Raw genomic sequence first — 16747 nt, 5'->3', positions numbered from 1 at the left:
CAATAGGGTGGAAAGGTTTGCACCCGCTTGCCCCTCGGCTAGACGGGTCCGTCATGTCCTCCCCGCATCTCTATCTCGTCGACGGCTCGAGCTATATCTTCCGCGCCTTCCACCGGCTGCCGCCGCTGACCAACAAGCACGGCCTCAACGTCGGCGCGGTCTATGGCTATACGACGATGCTGTGGAAGCTGGCCGAGGATCTCGGCAAGGCCGACGGTCCGACCCACCTCGCGGTGATCCTCGACAAGACCGAGAGCACCCACCGCAACCAGATGTACGACCAGTATAAGGCCAACCGCCCGCCGGCGCCGCCGGAGCTGGTCCCGCAATTCCCGCTGATCCGCGACGCCACCCGCGCTTTCTCGATCCCGTGCATCGAGGAGGACGGGCTGGAGGCCGACGACATCATCGCCTGCTACGCGATGGCGGCCAAGGCGGCGGGATGGAAAGTCACCATCGTCAGCTCGGACAAGGATTTGATGCAGCTCGTCGAGGACGGCAGCGTCGACATGTACGACACGATGAACGACCGCCGCATCGGCCGCGAGCAGGTGATCGAGAAGTTCGGGGTCGGCCCCGAGCAGGTCGGCGAGGTCCTCGCCTTGATGGGCGACAGCGTCGACAACGTTCCCGGCGTCCCCGGAGTCGGGCCGAAGACCGCGAGCCAGCTCATCCAGCAATATGGAACGGTGGAGAACGTCCTCGCCAACGTCGAGGAAATCAAGAAGCCCAAGCTCAAGCAGAATCTGATCGAGCATGCCGACATGGCGCGGTTGAGCCGCGAGCTGGTTCGGCTGGTCTGCGACGCGCCGCTGCCCGAACCGCTCGAGGACCTGTCGATGAAGGGCATTCCCGACGGTCCGCTGCGCGAGTTCCTCGAGCATCACGGCTTCAAGACCCTGCTCGCGCGTCTCAACGGCCGCAGCGGCGGTGCGGCAGCGGCGTCGGAAGCGGGGGCGTCACCCGGGACCGTTCCGAGCCAGGCCGAGGTTCGTCCCGAGCCGGATATCGATCGCAGCCAATATGTCACAGTCACCACCGAGGAAGCGCTCGACCAGTGGATCGGCGTCGCCCGGGCGCAGGGCTTCGTCGCGATCGATACCGAGACCGACGGTCGCGACTGCGTCACCGCGCGGTTGGTCGGCATCAGCCTCGCGGTCGAGGCCAACGTCGCCTGCTACATCCCGCTTGAGCATGGCGGCACCGACATGTTCGCCGAACGGCCCGACCAGCTGCCGGCCGAATTCGTTCTCGCCAAGCTCAAGCCGCTGCTCGAGGATCCGGCGGTCCTCAAGATCGGCCATAACCTCAAGTTCGACTGGGTCGTCCTTGATCGGCGCGGCATCTGCATGGCGCCCTATGACGACACTCTGGTGATGAGCTTCAACCTCAACGCCGGCGGACTCGCCAGTCATGGCCTCGACGACCTCGCCAAGCAGCATCTCGATCACCAGTGCCTGACCTACAAGGAATTGTGCGGGACCGGCGCCAAGCAGATCCCGTTCAGCCAGGTGCCCGTCGAGCGCGCCACCGAATATGCCGCGGAGGACGCCGACGTCGCGCTTCGGCTGTGGAACCGGTTCAGGGTACGGCTGCCGCTGGAGCGGGCGAGCCGCGTCTACCAGCAGGTCGACCGGCCGATGGTCGCGGTGATCGGCAAGATGGAGCGCGAAGGCGTCAAGGTCGACCGGGAGGCGCTGCGCGGCCTGTCGGCCGAGTTCAACACGCAGATCGCCTCGCTGGAAGAAAGGATCTGCGGCGAGGCGGGCTGCAGCTTCACCATCGGTAGTCCGCAACAGCTTGGCGACGTGCTGTTCAACCAGATGGGGCTGAAGGGCGGCCGCAAGGGCAAGTCCGGCACCTGGTCGACCGACGTCAACGAGCTCGAGCGGCTGTCCCGCGAAGGCGTGCCGATCGCCGCCCTGGTGCTCGAATGGCGCCAGCTCACCAAGCTGAAGTCGACCTATACCGACGCGCTGCAGGAGCAGATCAACCCCGAGACCGGACGGGTCCACACCAGCTACAGCCTATCGGGGGCGCAGACCGGACGGCTCGCCTCGACCGACCCCAATCTGATGAACATCCCGATCCGCACCGAGATCGGCCGACGCATCCGCGACGCATTCGTCGCCGAGGACGGTAATGTCCTGATGGCCGCCGACTACAGCCAGATTGAGCTGCGCCTTGCCGCCCACGTCGCCGACGTTCCGCAACTCAAGGAGGCATTCGCAGCTGGTGCGGACATCCATAACATGACCGCGCAGGAGCTGTTCGGGGAGGTCAACCGCGACACCCGCGCCAGCGCCAAGACGATCAACTTCGCGATCCTCTACGGCATCTCGCGCTGGGGCCTGGCGCAGCGTCTCTCGACCACCGCCGACGAGGCCCACGACATCATCGACCGCTATTTCGACCGCTTCCCCGGTGTTCGCAACTACATCGCGGAAACGCTGTCCAAGGCGCGCGAGACCGGCTTCACCACCACCATGTTCGGGCGCAAGACCCATTTCCCCGGCCTCAAGTCCAAGGTGCAGCACGAGCGCCAGGGCGCCGAGCGCGCGGCGATCAACGCGCCGATCCAGGGCGCCGCCGCCGACATCATCAAGCGCGCGATGGCGCGGATGAACCCGGCGCTGAAGTCGGCGGGGCTCGACCGCGTCCGAATGCTGCTCCAGGTCCATGACGAGCTGGTGTTCGAAATGCCCGAGGCGGACGTCGAGCGGGCGACGCCGATCATCCGCGACGTCATGGCCGGCGCCGCCGAGCCGGCGGTGAAGCTGAGCGTTCCGCTCGGCATCGAGATCGGCAGCGGCGCGAACTGGGGCGCCGCGCATTGACCGCCGCCGCTTCGCCGCCTGACGACGACATCGCCGCCCTCGCCAAGGGCGGGCGAACCAATTTCTTCGGCTTCGTGCTGCGCCTCGTCGCGCGCCTGCCCTTCCTGTTCATTGCCGGTCAGTTCTACGGCCCCGAGATCCTCGGCCGCTTCGCCTACGCGATCATCGTCATCGAGTTCGCGGCGCAGCTCGCCACGCTCGGCCTCAAGCGCGGCCTCGCCCAGCAGCTGCAGAGCACCGATAGGCCGCATGTCTGCGTGGTGTGGGATTCGCTGCTCGCCGCATTCATTGCCTCGGCGATCGCCAGCGCCGTGCTGATGGTCTTTCCGCAGGCGATGTTCCCCAACAGCGAGATCTACGGCGCCGACTGGCTGCTGCCGCTGGTGATCTTCGGAATCGCCGGCGCCGACGTCGCGCTCGCCGCGCTCGCCTACCAGCACAATATCGCCGCCACGGTGCGGGCGCGGGCAATCGTCGAGCCGTGGACGATCAGCATCGCCGCCGGCGTGATGGTGTTCTTCTCGTCGCGCGACGGACTGATCATCGCCTACGTCATCTCGATCGTGGCGGGGCTGATCGCCTCGCTGGTCCCGCTGCTGCGCGCTTATGGCGTGCCGAGGGGATGGACGCCGCATCCCGGCAAATCGCTGGAGCTGGCCCGCCACAACATCCCGCTCGCCGGCGCCGACGCGATCGAATGGGGCTCGCGCCGCCTCGACGTGGCGATCCTCGGCCTGTTCGTCGCGCCTTATTATGTTGGCGTCTATTATGTCGCCCAGCAGATCGCCTCGCTTCCGCAGCGGATGAAGACCAGCTTCGACCCGATCCTGGCGCCGGTGATCACCGAGCGCCTCGCTGCGAAGGACTATAAGGCGGTCGCCAGGCAGGTCCGCCAGGTCGGCTTCTGGATCATCGCGGCGCAGCTCGGCATCGCCTTCGCCCTCGGCATCCCCGGCGAGGCGCTGATGAGCCTGGTCGGCACGGCCTTCGCCGGCGGCGCGTTGGCGCTCGCCTTCCTGCTCGGTGCCGAGGCGGTCGCGGCGACCGCAGCGGTGTCGGAGGCCGCGCTCGTCTATGTCGCGCGCAATCGCAACCTGATGATCTCGGCGCTGATGATCGGGGTCCAGGCGGTCCTTACGGTCGCGATCCTCACGGCCATCGGCGCGCTCGGTCTGCCGGACGAGGAGCGGCAGGTTTACCAGTCGGCCGGGGCCGCCGGCGCTCTGGCGTTGGCGCTCGGCATGTCGTCGATCCTCAAGGCGCGGCTGCTCAAGCATTTGCTCGGCGATCCGGTGGTCGGCTGGCGCTGGTCGCTCGGCTGGGCGGCCGCTGCGGCGCTGATCGTGGGGCTGCCGATCATGTGGCTACCTGACTGGTTCCAGCTGACGCTCGGCGCGCCGCTGATCCTCATCGCCTTCGGTGTGATGGTGTGGACTCGCGGCTTTACGGCCGAGGACCGTATCCTCTTCCGTCTCCGCAAGGACGAGGAGCCGGCGCTGCCGAACCTCGCGCCTTAGTGGCGGAAGTGGCGCATTCCGGTGAAGACCATGGCGAGACCGGCGTTGTCGGCGGCGGCGATCACCTCGTCGTCGCGCACCGATCCCCCGGGCTGGATCACCGCGGTCGCGCCCGCCTCGGCGGCGGCGAGAAGACCGTCGGCGAAGGGGAAGAAGGCGTCTGACGCCACTGCCGAGCCGATCGTGCGCGGCTGGTGCCACCCGGCCTTGTCCGCCGCGTCCTTGGCTTTCCAGGCGGCGATGCGGGCGCTTTCCAGTCGATTCATCTGGCCTGCGCCGATGCCGGTGGTGACGCCGTCCCTGGCATAGACGATGGCGTTCGACTTGACGTGCTTGGCGACGGTCCAGGCGAAGCGGCAGTCGGCCAGCTCCTGCGCCGTCGGCGCGCGCTTGGTCACCACCCGCATGCCGTCCTCGTCGAGCCGGCCGTTGTCGCGCGACTGGACGAGAACGCCGCCGGCGATCGACTTCAGGGTGAGACCCGGCCGCGCCGGGTCGGGCATGGTGCCGGTCAGAAGCAGGCGTAGATTCTTCTTGGCGGCGAACAGCGCGCGGGCCTCCTCGTCGGCGTCGGGCGCGATCACGACCTCGGTGAAGATCCGGGTGATCGCCTCGGCCGCGGCGCGGTCGAGCGGCTGGTTGACGGCGATGATGCCGCCGAAGGCCGAGACGGTGTCGCAGGCGAAGGCCGCTTCATAAGCGTCGACGACGCTTCCACCGATCGCGACGCCGCACGGATTGGCGTGCTTGACGATGACGCAGGCCGGGCCGGAGTCGCGGAACTCGCTGACCAGCTCCAGCGCCGCGTCGGCATCATTCAAGTTGTTGTAGCTCAGCTCCTTGCCCTGGACCTGGCGCGCCTGCGCGATTCCGGGAGCGCCGACGGCCTGGGGCAGGTAGAGCGCGGCATGCTGGTGCGGGTTCTCGCCGTAGCGGAGCTTGGTGGCGAGAGCGAGCGCGAGCGGCAGGGTCTGCGGGAAGCGCTCGCCGGCGTCGGCGAAGGCGAACCAGCTGGCGATCGCCGAGTCATATGCCGCGGTGTGGGCGAAGGCGCGCTTGGCGAGCGCGCGGCGCAGATCGAGGCCGGTGGCGCCGCCTTTCGCGTCCAGCTCCTCGATCACCGTCTGGTAGTCGCCCGGCTCGGTCACCACAGCGACCGCGTCGTGGTTCTTCGCGGCCGAGCGGATCATCGCCGGGCCGCCGATATCGATATTCTCGATGATCTCGTCGCGCTCGGCGCCTTTCGCGACGGTCTGCGCGAACGGATAGAGATTGACGACGAGGAGATCGATGGGGCCGATGCCGTGGTCGGCCATCGCTTGCTCGTGGGCCGGGTTGCCGCGCACGCCGAGTAGACCGCCATGGACGACCGGGTGAAGCGTCTTCACGCGCCCGTCCATCATCTCCGGAAAACCGGTGAGATCCGAGATGTCGCGCACCTCGTGCCCCGCTTCGCGCAGCGCCTTGGCGGTGCCGCCGGTCGAAACCAGCTCGACGCCGTGGCGCGCCAGTGCGGCTGCGAGATCGGTCAGGCCCGCTTTGTCCGACACGGACAGCAGGGCGCGGCGAATGCGGATATCGGTCATTGAAAAGCGGGCCCCTCGGGTCGACGTGCCGCGCCTTTAGCCGCGCCGAGACCACGCCCACAAGCCGCTTAGCCCGCCTCGTTGAACTCCCACGAGATGGTCATGCCGTCGGACGGGGTCTCGCCGCTGATGACGAGCTGGAGGGTCGCGTGCGGGACGGCGCTTCCGTCGATCCACAAACTCTCTTCGATTCCGAGCGTGCCGCCGCGGCAGCGGAACTGCCACGCCTTGTGCCCGCGCACGCGCAGGAGCGCACCGCGGCCGTCGGCGGTGCTGGTCACTTCGACCGACGGGTGGAGGTGGAAGCGGACGGCATAACCCACGTCTGCCTTGCGCCGCTTGCGCCCGCCCGGGATGAGGCTGTCCTCGCCGCTCAGCGCCTTGCCGTCGGGGGCGAGCAGGACGGTGCGCTGATGGACAAGCCCGAAACGGCGGACATAGCCATCGTGACTGGCCTCGACCAACGCCTGGCCGTCGCGGGTGCCGCGCTCGAGATCGACTTTCCCGACGCCCTTGCCGAGCGCGCCGCCGTCGAGGATTGCGGTCGAGTTGCGGTCGCCGAGCGTGAGAGTGGAATGCGCGGCGGTTGAGCGAAGCAGGTGGAGCAGCTCGTCGGGCAGCTGTCCGCTGGCGTCGCCAGCGCCGCCGCAATTGACCACCAGCCGCTGGGTGCCGGCGCTGAACTCGATCGCCAGCGTCGAGGCGCAACCACCGGAGTGCGCCTTGGGCGGGGGCGGGGGCGCGGCGTCGAGGACGAGCAGGCTGTCCTTGCCCTGGAGGCGCTGATAACCCCAACCGCGCGACTGGCGAAGCGGGCCGGCATGGGCGGCCGACGCCTCGACCGCGGCGACGATTCGGTGCGGGTCGCCGGCATTGCCGCCTTGCCAGCTCGACAGCCCGGCATCGCCGAGCACGGTGCTGAGCAAGGCCGACAGCGCGCCTTCCTGCGCGTCGCGCAGCCAGTCGGGCATGACGCCATGAATGGCGCCGTAGGAGGCGCGCAGAAGAGCGAAGGTCTCGACCAGGTCGAGCTGCTGGTGCGGCGCTCGGCTGACGAGGCCGCCATCCTCGCTGAGCCCGCTGCGCAGCGCCCGGGCGAGCCCGGCTTCCGCCTTGGCGAGGCGTTCGGTCCGGCCCTGCAGGGTGAGCGATGACGCCACGACGCCACTCCACGCGGCGATGCGCGGCAGGCCCGTCGCGACGCTGTCGGCGCGGCGCTCCGCCTCACGCGCGCTTCGCGACAGGGTGCGCAGGACCCGGGCGCGATAGTCCGAATCGCGGCTCGACAGGATGTAGGGCGCGTAAGCCGGCCAGGTGAGCAGGCGGCGGCCGACCATGTCGGCGCGCCAGGCCAAGCCGCCGCCAGGCTCGCTGTGCTGCGACAGCCAGGCGCGGGTCAGATATTCGCCGACGTCGCGGCCGCGCTCATGGGTCGCGGCGGCGGCGACGTCGCGCAGCCAGGCGAAACTGTGCACCCGCTCGGCGACCTCGGCGGGAAGGCCGGAATCGGAACGGTAGAGATCCTCGACATCGAGCTCATGCCCGCCGGCGACGAAGCGGCCCTCGAGCAAGGCCAGCCCGACGCCCTTGTTGCCGACGATCGGATCGCGCGGGACGGCGAGGATTCGCAGCGGAGCGCGGCCGGTGAGGCCGAGCATCGCGATAACCCGGCCGAGGAAGGAGGGGCCGCCGGCGGGAACCGGAACCAGCTCGCGGCGCCGCGCGGGCTCCGGTTCGGGCGGCGGCCGGCCGGTGATTCGCTCGTAGCGGCTCATGCCCCGCGCAGCGCCTTGATGTTGGCGGCATAGGCATCCGGGCCGCCGCGGAACGTGGCGGTGCCGGCGACCAGCGCGTCGGCGCCGGCGGCGATCACTCGCGCGGCGTTGGCCTGGTCGACGCCGCCGTCGACCTCGAGGTCGATCGCCTTGCCGGTCTTGTCGATCTGCTTGCGGATCGCCTCGACCTTGCGGAGTTGGCTGTCGATGAAGCTCTGGCCGCCGAAGCCCGGATTGACGCTCATCACAAGGACGAGATCGACTTCCTCGAGCACATAATCGAGCATCTTCGCCGAGGTGGCGGGATTGAGCGACACGCCGGCGCGCTTTCCCAGCACCTTGATCGCCTGGATCGTGCGGTGGAGATGCGGCCCCGCCTCGGGATGGACGGTGATGGTGTCGGCGCCCGCATCGGCGAAGGCCTGGAGGTAGGTGTCGACCGGCGAGATCATCAGATGGACGTCGAACGGCTTGGCGGTGTGGGGACGAAGTGCCTTCACAACGGCCGGGCCGATGGTGAGGTTCGGCACGAAATGGCCGTCCATGACGTCGATATGGATCCAGTCCGCCCCGGCCGCGTCGATCGCGCGCACTTCTTCGCCCAGGCGGGCGAAGTCGGCGGACAGGATGGACGGGGCGATGCGGACCGGCTGCTGCATCGCACAAGCCTATAGGCGCGCGATTCCGGCGGCAAGGAAAGTGCGGGATTTATCCCCGTTCGCGAACGAAGCGGGCGATGAAGAAGCTGTCCGCGCCGCCCGCATCCTCGAACAGGCCGGGAAGCAGGCGAAGGAAGCCCTCCTGCGACGGCTGGAGTTGCTCCGGAAGCTCGCCAGTGCGCGGCGGCTCGATGCGGAAGTCGCCATGTTCGGCGAGGAAGGCACGGGCGACGTGCTCGCCCTCCTGAGGCTCCAGCGAGCAGACCGAGTAGACCAGCGTGCCGCCCGGCTTCAGCCAGCCCGCGGCGCGGCGCAGCATCGCCGCCTGGCCCTCGGCGAGCGCGGCGATGGCCGAGGGGCGAACCCGGTGCAGAACGTCCGGGTGGCGCCGGAAGATGCCGGTGGCCGAGCAGGGCGCGTCGAGCAGGATCGCGTCGGCCGGTTCGGACGGCTGCCAGTCGAGCAGATCGGCCGTCACGACCTCGGCGCGGAGGCCGGTACGCTCGAGATTCTCGGAAAGTCGCGCGAGACGACTTACGGAAGCGTCCACCGCGGTGACCTCAAAGCCGGCCGCGGCGAGCTGCATCGTCTTGCCGCCCGGAGCCGCGCACAGGTCGAGCGCGCGACGGCCCTCGCCGCGGCCGAGCACGCGCGCGGGAACCGATGCGGCGAAGTCCTGCACCCACCATTGCCCCTCGCCGTAACCTGTCATGCCGGCCACCGCCTGGCCGCGCGGCAGACGCAAGTGTCCGGGGGCGAAGCTGACGCCTTCAAGCGCCGGCGGCCGCTCGGGAGGGAAACAGAGGTCGAGCGGGGGTGGCGCCGCAATCAATCGCGACGCTGACGTCACGACGTCATCTCCCCACGCTGCGGCCCAGCGCAGGGCCACGGGCGCCGGCAAGGTGGGGACTTCGGGCAGGGTCGCCTCGCGGCGGAGCAGCGCGCCGAACACGCCGTGGACGAGCCGGCGCGGACCGCCTTCGAGCATCGGCAGCGCGGTCGAGATGGCCGCGTGCGGCGGCGTTCCGAGCACCAGAGACTGGACGAGGGCGATGCGCAGCACCGATCGCGCCTTGGCGTCATCGGGCAAGGGACGCTGGGTGGCGCTGTCGATCAGATCATCGAGGTCCGGAAGGCGTCGCAGAACCTCGGCGGCGATGGCGAGGGCGAGAGCGCGATCTTCGGGTCGGCTGAGGCCGCGGGCGGCGCTGTCCAGGGCCGCCTCCAGCGGAAGGCCCTTTCGGAGCACCGCGTCGAGAAGCGCCAAGGCGGAGCGGCGCGTGGCCGTCCCGGGTGCCGCCGGCGGCTGGTCGGGCCGGCGCTGCGGCCTGCCCCTGGGATTGCGTTCAGCCACGTCTTGTCCGAGCCTCGTTCATGTCCGACATGTGGGCCGACCTCTCGCCCTTGCAAAGGACGCCGAATGCCCGGCCAGCGCCCGCCGCACGTGAAGCCGCCTGCTCACCTGTCCAAGAACCCGCCCCTGCCCGAGCCGAAGCCCCCCGTCGAGGGCGAAGCGGAAAGCGGCGGCCCGAAGGGCCTGGAGCCGATCCGCTACGGCGACTGGGAGAATAAGGGGATCTGCTGGGATTTCTGAGCCGCGGCTCAGACGCCCTCGGCCCTGAGCGGCCGCGAGAGGAGCATGTCCACCGCGTCCTTCGCCGACGCACTGCCGTCGAGCAACGCGCACACCGCGCCGACGATCGGCATTTCGACACGCCGCTCCTCCGCAACCCGCCGCAGCACCGGCGCCGTAAATGCGCCCTCGGCAACCGTGCGGCGATCGGCGAGCAGATCGGCGGCGCTGGAGCCTTCGCCGATTCCCTTGCCGAGGCTGAAATTGCGCGAATTGGTCGAGGTGCACGTCAGGACGAGATCGCCGAGCCCCGCGAGGCCGGCCAGGGTCTCCGGACGTGCTCCGAGCGCCAGTCCGAAGCGGCTCATTTCTGCAAATCCGCGCGAGATGAGCGAGGCGCGTGCGTTGAGGCCGAGCCCCATGCCGTCCACCACGCCGCAGGCGATCGCCAGCACGTTCTTGACCGCGCCGCCCACCTCCGCGCCGACCACGTCGGTCGAGACGTAAGGCCGGAAGGAGGGGCGGGCGAGGCGCTGGGCGAGGCGTTCGCCGAGTCCTTCCGCGGCAGCCAGGGTGATCGCGGTCGGCAGGCCGGCCGCCACTTCGTGCGCGAAGGTCGGGCCCGACAGCACCGCGATCGGCGCCGCCGGCCGAACCTCGTGCGCGACGTCATGCATCATCAAGCCGCTCGCCTCCTCGATCCCCTTCGAGCAGAGAATCAAAGGGCGGTCATGCACCGGGAGAGCGCCGAGCACCGAGCGCATGTGCTGCGCCGGAGTCACCACAAGGAAGGCCTCGCACTCGCCGAGCGCCGCGAGATCGCTGGTCGCGACGATGTTGCGCAGAAGCTCAAGGCCAGGGAGGAACAGGCTGTTCTCGTGCCGCCCGTTGACCGATTCGACGACGTCCGCCTCGCGCGCCCAGAGGATCACCTCGTCGCCGCCCGACGCAGCCACCTGCGCCAGCGCAGTGCCCCACGCGCCCGCTCCGATCACTCCTAACTTCACGCTTTCACTCCTGCGCCGCGCGCCTTTTCCGCCGATGGATCGAGCGGCCAGCGCGCACGCGCCGGCACGTCGAGGGGGTCGACCAGCCCGGCCTCGAAGCGCAACGCGCCCGCCCAGGCGATCATCGCCGCATTGTCGGTGCACAGCCACAAGGGCGGCGCGACGAAGGGCAGGCCGCGCGCCTCGGCCAGCCCCTTGAGCGCGGTGCGGATCGGCGTGTTGGCGGCGACCCCACCGGCGACGACCAGCGCCGTGGCCTGCGGCGCGGCGGCCAGCGCGCGCCCGGTGCGGTCGACGAGGCAATCGACCACCGCCTGCTGGAAGGACGCGGCGAGATCCTGGATCGGGTAGATTCCCGCGTCGGCGGCGCGCAGGACGGCGCTCTTGAGGCCGGCGAAGGAGAAATGCGGCTCGGCCGATCCGATCAGCGGGCGCGGCAGCGGCACTGCCTTCGGGTCGCCGCCTTCCGCGGTCTTCTCGACGGCCGGTCCACCCGGATAACCGAGGCCGAGCAGCTTGGCGGTCTTGTCGAACGCCTCGCCGGCGGCATCGTCGATGGTGGTGGCGAGGCGGCGATAGGCGCCGACGCCCTCGACCAGCAGCAACTGGCAATGGCCGCCGGAGACGAGCAGCAGCAGATAGGGGAAGGCGAGGTCCGGCTCGGTCAGCATCGGCGACAAAGCATGGCCTTCGAGATGATTGACCGCGACGAGCGGCTTGTTCGCGGCCAGCGCCAGCGCCTTGGCGGTGACGAGGCCGACCATCACGCCGCCGATCAGGCCGGGCCCGGCGGTGGCGGCGATGGCGTCGACGTCGGCGAGGCGCACCTGCGCTTCCTCCAGCGCCTGCTCGACCAGGCCCGGCAGAGTCTCGACATGGGCGCGCGCGGCAATTTCCGGCACGACGCCGCCGAACGGCTGGTGTGCCGTTTCCTGGCCGGCGAGACAGTGCGCCAGAATCTGGCGGTCGCCCGTCACCACAGAGGCCGCGCTTTCGTCGCAGCTCGATTCAAGCCCGAGGATCAGGGTCATGCCCTTCCCTGCCACCGGACGAGCCGCTAGCACAAGCCGCGCATGACCCGACCACTCTCCCGCCCCCTTCGTCTCGGCACCCGCGGGTCACCGCTCGCACTCGCGCAGGCGCGGCTGGTTGCGACGGCGCTGCGGATCGCTCATGACTGGGACGAGGAGGCGATCGAGATCATCCCCATCACCACCAGCGGCGACGTCGTCCAGGACCGCCCCCTCGCGGAGGTGGGCGGCAAGGCGCTGTGGACCAAGGAGCTCGACCGCGCGCTGCACAACGGCCGCACCGACCTTTCGGTCCATTCGATGAAGGACGTCGAGACGATCCGGCCAGACAGCCTGGTCATTGCCGCGATGCTTCCCCGCGCCGACGCACGCGACCGGCTGATCGGCGCGGACAGTCTCGCCGTCCTGGCGGACGGCGCACGGCTCGGCACCTCGTCGCCGCGGCGCGAGGCGCAGGTCCGAGCGCGGCGGCCGGACCTGCAGGTCATGCTGTTGCGCGGCAACGTGCAGACCCGCCTCGCCAAGCTGGAGCGGAACGAGGTCGACGCCACTCTGCTCGCCGCCGCGGGGCTCGACCGGCTCGGCATGCAGGCGGTGGGGACACCGGTCGACGACATGCTGCCGGCGCCGTCGCAGGGCGCGGTCGGCATCGAGACCCTCGCCGACAATGACGCGATGCTGGCATTGCTTGCGCCGATCGATCATCGTGCGACGCATGATTGCGTGGACCTGGAGCGCGCTTTTCTGCTCGGCGCCGGCGGCGATTGCCATTCGGCGCTGGCCGCTCATGCCGCGCCGGACGGAGATTCGGTCCTGCTGAAGGCGGAGATACTGAGCCCGGACGGCCGCGAGGTGGTGGCGGGCGAGATTTTTTGCGCCGCGGGCGATCGCGCGCGCGCGTCGGCGCTGGCGCATGACCTGTTGGCGCAGGCGAGCCCGGCACTGCGCGCGAGGTTCGCGGCATGACCCCGGCGGTGCTGATCCTGCGCCCCCGGCCGGGCGCCGACGAAACCGCCGACCGCGCCCGCGCGCGCGGGCTCGAGGCCGTCGTGGCCCCGCTGTTCTCGGTGCGCCCGCTTGACTGGGACGCGCCGTCGCCGGACGATTTCGACGCGGTGCTGGTGACCAGCGCCAACGCCCCGCGCCACGCCGGAGAGGGCCTCGCGGCCTTCACCCACCTGCCGGCTTATGCCGTCGGCGACGCCTCGGCGGCGGCGGCGCGCGAGGCCGGCTTCGCCACCGTTCGCATCGGCCCGTCAGGCGGCGCCGCCGCCGTGCGCCTGATGGAAGCGGACGGAATCCGCCGCGCCGTCCATTTCACCGCGCCGGAACCGGCCGAGCTGCCGCGCAGCGACATCGCCATCACCCAGGTGCCGGTCTACATCACCCTGCCCGGCGACCGCCTGCCCGACGAAGCGATCGCCGCGGTGAACGCCGGCGCCGTCGTTCTGCTTCATTCGCCGCGCGCCGCCGAGCTGTTCGGCGACCTCATCGGCGAGCGCCGCGCCATCTCCCGAATCGCTGCGATCAGCGACGCGGCAGCAAGCGCGGCCGGGACCGGCTGGGCCGACGTCGCCGTCGCTTCCGAGCCGCGCGACCATGCGCTGGTCGATGCCGCCGCCTCGATCGCCATGAAACAACGTCCCGCTCCGCCGCCGCCGCCCGCTCCCGCGGACGAGCCTCAGGCGCCGGTTCTGCCGCGGACCCAGCCGCGCAAATCCTGGGCCGGCCCGCTCGTGCTGGCGGTGGTCGCCTTCGCCCTCGGCCTCGGTGCGATGACCTGGCTGCTCGCGCGCTGGGAGCCGGCAGCGCGCTTCCTCGGGATCGTGCCGGAGCCGCAGCAGGTTGCAGCGCCCCGGCCGCAGGCGCCTGCCCAGCAGCCCCAGCCGCAAGGCGCGCAACGGGCGGCGACCCGCGATTCCAGCACCATTTTCATCGATCCCGACGTGGCGCGTCGCGTCGCCCAGCTCGAGCAGCGCATCGGCGAGATCGACACGAGCGCGCGCTCGGCGGTCGGCAACGCCGATCGGACGGAAGGCCTGCTCGTCGCCATCGCGGCCCGGCGCGCGCTCGATCGCGGAGTTGGCCTCGGCTATCTCGAGGGCCTGCTGCGCCAGCGCTTCGGCGCGAGCCAGGCGCAGGCCGTCAACACGATCATCGCCGCCTCCCGCCAGCCGGTGACCCTTCAGCAGCTTCAGGCGGAGCTTGCCGAGATCGGCCCGCAACTCACCGGCGCTGGCCCCAATCGCGGACTATGGACGGCACTTCGCCAGGAGCTCGCCAACCTCATAATCGTCCGCCGCGCCGACACCCCATCGACCGATCCGGGCGAGCGGCTACGGCGGGCGACCGATCGCCTCCAGGCGGGGCAGGTCGACGTCGCGCTCGCCGAGGTGATGCGCATGCCCGGCGTCGAGCATGGCCGCGGCTGGATCGAGCTGGCGCAGCGTTACGTCGCCGCGCGGAAGGCCCTCGACACGATCGAGGTCGCCTCCCTGCTCGAGCCGCGCATGCCGACTCCTGCGCCGCCCACGCCGGCGGCACCGGCGCCGGCAGCGCCAACTCCGCGCTAGACCTCGAACAGGGCGTAGGGGCGGTTGAACTGCGACTGCACCACGAACTGCGCGCAATTGTAGACCGGCACGCCGCGCGGGGTCGTGCCCCGGTAGCTGCCGCGATGGGCATGGCCGTGAACCACCGCCTTAACATTGTCGAAGCGGTCGACGGCATTGGCGAGCCGCGACGAGCCGAGGAACGGGAAGATCGGCTCGGGCTCGCCCATCACCGTTTCGGCAATCGGGGAGTAATGGAGCACGGCAACCACGCGGTCGGTGCGTAGCGAGCGCAGCTGGTTCTCAAGCTTGCGCGCTTCGTTGATCGATTCGTCGACGAACGTCTTGATCGCCGGCTCGCCGAACGCGCCCAATTCGCCGCGGTCGAATCCGCCGATGAAGCCTTTGACGCCGGCGAAGCCGACTCCGTTCACCATCGTCGCCTGCTCGTCGAGCATCGTCGCTCCGGCGGCCGCCAGGATCCGCGCAACCTCTTCGGGCTGGCCACACTCATAATCGTGATTACCAAGCACCGCGACCACGGGAATGGTGCAGCCGAGGAGATCGGCGGCGAGGTTCTCCGCTTCCTTGGTCTTGCCGAAATTGGTGAGGTCGCCGCATAACGCGACCACGTCGGCGACTTCGGACATTTCGGCGAACAGCTCGCGGTAGCGGTGCTCGTCGGTCTCGACCACGTGGAGGTCGCCGATCGCGGCGACGGTGGTCGTCCCGTTCGGCGCGCCCGCGTCCTCAGGTCTTTCGCTCATGCTTCTCCTCGATGCCCTTGCCGACGACGTCGGCGAAGCCCCACTCGACGATGTCGGTGATGTAGTCGCGCGGGGAGAAAAGGCGGCCGCGGCAGATCCGCATCTCCGCCGCCGGCATCTCCGCCTGCGCCTGGATCCGCTCCATCATCTCGTCGAACAGCCAGCGCGGGATGCACTCCCGCTCGGTCGGGTAGATGAAGCGGAAATTGAGGACGTGGATGAGAAGCACCTCCCAATAGAGCTCCATCTGGTCGAGCAGCCGCTTCCAGTCGATCTCGTCATGCTTCTTGAGGATGACGTGGGCGACGTCGGCACCGTCATAGCGGTAGCGGTCCTGGAGGAAGAGCTTGGAGAGGATGAACTCGGTCGGCGGCGTGATCCGCACCTGGGTGCCGTAGACCTCGACCTCATAGACCTCCTTGAACCAGTCGTCGGTGATCGGGATCGAGGCGGTCGAGATGTTGTAGATGACGTCGAAGAAATGCTCCCCCTTCCACACCTTGCCGATCCAGCGCTCGTCCTCGATCGTGATCTCGTAGCCCTGGTTCTTGAAGAAGCTCAGGATCTTCGGCGCGTCCGAGGGCTTGCAGAAGATGTCGAGATCCTTGGTCGGCCGCGCGATGCCGGTGTAGCAGGACAGGGCATAGGTGCCCGACAGCAGGAACGGGAAGCCGTGCTCCTGCAGCAGCTTCAGGCTGTCGACGTAGAATTGCACCGCCTCGGGGGGAGGGTCGAAGACCGAGGGGTCGAGGGTGGGGAGCTGGGTCGACATGGAGACCACAGAACGGCGCGCCGCGCCAACCGTTCCGCACCCGCACTGGACAGGCCCGACTCCGCCCCGCTAGCCCCCATTCCATGGCCCTTGACGACGTCCGCGCCTTCCTCGCGCTTCACGCCCCCGACATCGCGATCATCGATCAGGGCGCCAGCACCGCGACCGTCGCCGAGGCGGCGGCGACGCTGGGAGTCGAGCCCGGCCGAATCGCCAAGACCCTGTCGGTACGGCTCGGCGAGGAGGTGGTGCTGATCGTCACCCGCGGCGACGCCCGGCTCGACAACCGTAAGACCAAGGACCAGTTCGGCGTTCGCCCGCGCATGCTGGGCCATGAGGAAACCGAAGCGCTGACCGGCCACCAGGTCGGCGGCGTGTGCCCGTTCGGCCTCAGGAGCGACCTGCCGATCCATTGCGACGTGTCGTTGAAGGCATTCGCCACCGTCTTCCCCGCCGCCGGGTCGCGTACCGCGTCGGTCGAGATCACGCCGGACCGGCTCGCGCAGATCACCAACGCAAGCTGGGTCGACGTCTGCCAGCCACCGGCCTGACGCCTGTCATCTCGATGTAAGAATTGGAGCGGGCGAAGGGATTCGAACTCTTCACCCGTTTTAGGCTGGAGTTGCCGTTCGCCGCAACGGGCTGCAACTCTGTGAAAAAATCGTCACTGT

At 69.5% G+C, this 16747-nt stretch carries 14 protein-coding genes; 6 read left to right on the top strand and 8 right to left on the bottom strand.

The window, feature by feature from the left end; genetic code table 11:
• Positions 1–53: 53 nt before the first annotated feature.
• Entirely contained in the window at positions 54–2837 is a 2784-nt protein-coding gene (gene polA / locus G7B71_RS01705) for a DNA polymerase I (protein WP_166037215.1), read from the top strand.
• Positions 2834–4354, top strand: coding sequence for an oligosaccharide flippase family protein (locus G7B71_RS01700; protein WP_166037213.1), 1521 nt, complete (start codon positions 2834–2836; stop codon positions 4352–4354). Before polA ends, G7B71_RS01700 begins: the two co-directional genes overlap by 4 nt.
• Here G7B71_RS01700 and purH read toward each other — a convergent pair.
• From purH to G7B71_RS01680, 4 genes are all read right to left on the bottom strand, one after another.
• The gene (gene purH, locus G7B71_RS01695) at positions 4351–5940 is read right to left on the bottom strand and encodes a bifunctional phosphoribosylaminoimidazolecarboxamide formyltransferase/IMP cyclohydrolase (protein WP_166037211.1); all 1590 of its coding nucleotides are present in this window, start codon (positions 5938–5940) and stop codon (positions 4351–4353) included. The two genes, G7B71_RS01700 and purH, sit on opposite strands and share 4 nt — an antisense overlap.
• Before the next feature lie 68 nt (positions 5941–6008).
• Positions 6009–7715 (bottom strand): heparinase II/III family protein, encoded by a 1707-nt coding sequence (locus G7B71_RS01690; protein ID WP_166037209.1) that lies wholly within the window; start codon positions 7713–7715, stop codon positions 6009–6011.
• Positions 7712–8374, bottom strand: a complete 663-nt coding sequence (gene rpe / locus G7B71_RS01685) for a ribulose-phosphate 3-epimerase (RefSeq protein ID WP_166037207.1) — start codon at positions 8372–8374, stop codon at positions 7712–7714. Before rpe ends, G7B71_RS01690 begins: the two co-directional genes overlap by 4 nt.
• A 49-nt stretch (positions 8375–8423) precedes the next feature.
• Positions 8424–9728, bottom strand: coding sequence for an RsmB/NOP family class I SAM-dependent RNA methyltransferase (locus tag G7B71_RS01680; RefSeq protein ID WP_166037206.1), 1305 nt, complete (start codon positions 9726–9728; stop codon positions 8424–8426).
• 66 nt (positions 9729–9794) lie between these two features.
• On the opposite strand from G7B71_RS01680, the gene G7B71_RS01675 reads away from it, so the two are divergent.
• Positions 9795–9968 carry a DUF1674 domain-containing protein gene (locus tag G7B71_RS01675; RefSeq protein WP_166037204.1) on the top strand — a complete coding sequence of 58 codons (174 nt, stop codon included), beginning with the start codon at positions 9795–9797 and terminating at the stop codon, positions 9966–9968.
• A gap of 8 nt (positions 9969–9976) precedes the next feature.
• Here the strand turns inward: G7B71_RS01675 and G7B71_RS01670 are convergent, their stop codons facing one another.
• Together G7B71_RS01670 and tsaD are read right to left on the bottom strand one after the other, a co-directional pair.
• The gene (locus G7B71_RS01670; RefSeq protein ID WP_166037202.1) at positions 9977–10954 is read right to left on the bottom strand and encodes an NAD(P)H-dependent glycerol-3-phosphate dehydrogenase; all 978 of its coding nucleotides are present in this window, start codon (positions 10952–10954) and stop codon (positions 9977–9979) included.
• Complete coding sequence (gene tsaD / locus G7B71_RS01665; RefSeq protein ID WP_166037200.1) at positions 10951–11985, bottom strand: tRNA (adenosine(37)-N6)-threonylcarbamoyltransferase complex transferase subunit TsaD; 1035 nt, start codon at positions 11983–11985, stop codon at positions 10951–10953. Before tsaD ends, G7B71_RS01670 begins: the two co-directional genes overlap by 4 nt.
• Before the next feature lie 42 nt (positions 11986–12027).
• On the opposite strand from tsaD, the gene hemC reads away from it, so the two are divergent.
• Positions 12028–12951, top strand: coding sequence for a hydroxymethylbilane synthase (gene hemC / locus G7B71_RS01660; protein ID WP_166037198.1), 924 nt, complete (start codon positions 12028–12030; stop codon positions 12949–12951).
• Positions 12948–14558 carry a uroporphyrinogen-III synthase gene (locus G7B71_RS15540; RefSeq protein ID WP_207774691.1) on the top strand — a complete coding sequence of 537 codons (1611 nt, stop codon included), beginning with the start codon at positions 12948–12950 and terminating at the stop codon, positions 14556–14558. The genes hemC and G7B71_RS15540 overlap by 4 nt, the downstream gene beginning before the upstream one ends.
• On the opposite strand, the gene G7B71_RS01650 is transcribed toward G7B71_RS15540, so the two are convergent.
• A complete protein-coding gene (locus tag G7B71_RS01650; RefSeq protein ID WP_166037197.1) occupies positions 14555–15304 on the bottom strand; it encodes a metallophosphoesterase in 750 nt (249 codons plus the stop codon). The genes G7B71_RS15540 and G7B71_RS01650 overlap by 4 nt on opposite strands.
• Positions 15288–16076 carry a nucleotidyltransferase family protein gene (locus tag G7B71_RS01645; RefSeq protein WP_166037195.1) on the bottom strand — a complete coding sequence of 263 codons (789 nt, stop codon included), beginning with the start codon at positions 16074–16076 and terminating at the stop codon, positions 15288–15290. Before G7B71_RS01645 ends, G7B71_RS01650 begins: the two co-directional genes overlap by 17 nt.
• 83 nt (positions 16077–16159) lie before the next feature.
• Here G7B71_RS01645 and G7B71_RS01640 point away from each other — a divergent pair, with 83 nt between their 5' ends.
• Positions 16160–16627: a YbaK/EbsC family protein gene (locus G7B71_RS01640; protein ID WP_166037193.1), complete on the top strand. Its 468-nt coding sequence runs from the start codon at positions 16160–16162 to the stop codon at positions 16625–16627.
• Positions 16628–16747 lie beyond the last annotated feature (120 nt).

It is taken from the genome of Sphingosinicella sp. YJ22 (assembly GCF_011320075.1).
GTDB lineage: Bacteria > Pseudomonadota > Alphaproteobacteria > Sphingomonadales > Sphingomonadaceae > Allosphingosinicella.
Note: the sequence above shows the minus strand (reverse complement) of the source record. Positions and strands in the feature narration are given on the sequence as shown.